1 protein-coding gene and 1 pseudogene are annotated in these 1,476 nt (G+C 76.6%); both read left to right on the top strand.

All coding sequences use genetic code 11. The annotated features are described in order from the left end of the window. Positions 1-222 precede the first annotated feature (222 nt). On the top strand, positions 223-1,128 hold the full coding sequence (locus tag E1265_RS36195; protein WP_132935169.1) for an FAD binding domain-containing protein: 906 nt from the start codon (positions 223-225) through the stop codon (positions 1,126-1,128). Continuing rightward, positions 1,125-1,476: pseudogene (locus tag E1265_RS36190) on the top strand (hypothetical protein); the annotation flags it as partial. The gene E1265_RS36195 and the pseudogene E1265_RS36190, both read left to right, overlap by 4 nt.

Raw genomic sequence — 1,476 nt, 5'->3', positions numbered from 1 at the left:
TCCCGGCCCCTTCCCGGGCTCAGCGCCATGCCCTGATCGTGTGAGTCGGAGGCCGCCCCCGTCGCCGGGCGTGCCGCCGCCGGATCCGGGGGCCGCCGTGCGTGTCGAGCGGGCCACCCCGGCGCCTGCTGGGCCGGATTCTGTGCCAGAGTTGCCACGTCCGGGCTCGGAACACGTACCGTACGGCTCGGCAACCGGGACAACCGGAAAGGGGCAGCCGGATTGAGCACGCACGCACCGCACGCACCGGGCTCCGCGCGGCTCGTCGCGCTACCAGCCACGCTGGACGAGGCCGTGGCGGCGCTGGCCGCCGAACCGGCCGCCGTGCCGGTCGCGGGCGGCACGGACCTGATGGCCTCGGTCAACGCCGGGCTGCTGCGGCCCGCGGCCCTGGTCGGCCTCGGCCGGCTCGCGGAACTGCGCGGCTGGGCGTATCAGGACGGTCACGCGCTGCTCGGCGCCTGTCTCACGCACGCCAGGATGAGCCGCCCCGACTTCGCCGCGCTGATCCCGGCGCTGGCCGCCGCCGCGCGGTCAGCGGGCCCGCCCCAGGTGCGCAACGCGGGCACCCTCGGCGGCAACATCATCACCTGCGCCCCCTCGGGCGACACGCTGCCGGTGCTGGCCGCGCTCGACGCCACGCTGCTGGTGGCCGGGCCGGACGGCGAGGGCCGGCAGATCCCCGTCAGCCACCTGCTCGCCGGCCGTGACCGGCTGCGCGGCGGGGAACTGCTCGCCCATGTGCGGGTGCCGCTGCTGCACGCCCCGCAGACCTTCCTGAAGGCCACCGCGCGCACCGGTCCCGCCAGGGCGCAGGCCTCGGTCGCGGTCGTGCTCGACCCGGTGCGCCGGGAGGTGCGCTGCGCGGTGGGCGCCGTCAGCCCGATGCCGCTGCGGCCGCTGGACGCCGAGCGGTGGGTGGCCTCCCTGGTCGACTGGGACGGGGAGCGCGGCCTCGCCCCCGAGGTGCTGCATGCTTTCGGGGACTATGTCGGAATGGCCTGCATCCCGGATCCGCCGCCGCCGAGCGATGGGGGCGAACCTCCGCAACTTCCGCCCGCCGTGCAGCACATGAGGCGTACCGTGGCGACACTGGCCCGCCGTGGACTCGGAAGGGCTCTCGCATGAGCAGCAACGATCAGCAGCCCGAGCCGGCGCCCGACTTCTCGCCGGAGGGGGCACGCACGCCAGGACCGCAGGGGGGGTGGGGCGGTGAGTACGACTCGGACGCCACCGCCTTCATAGAGCTTCCCGAGGGCTACCAGGAGCGGTCGGGCGCCGAACCGCTCGCCGCGCCCGGGCACGGCTACCAGCCGCCGGAGATCGGCGACGGCGCGGCCATGGCCACGGCCGTCGACCCGTCGGTCGGCGGCCAGTGGACCAGGCCGTTCGGCGACGCCCCGCAGAGCGCGGGGCACGACGCCGGGCCCTGGTCGGCCGGGGGCGAGCCCCCCGCGCCCGCTCCCTGGGCCACCC

The sequence above is a fragment of the Streptomyces sp. 8K308 genome, from assembly GCF_004348315.1.
In the GTDB taxonomy this organism is placed as follows: Bacteria; Actinomycetota; Actinomycetes; order Streptomycetales; family Streptomycetaceae; genus Streptomyces.
This window is presented reverse-complemented; position numbering and strand designations above follow the sequence as displayed.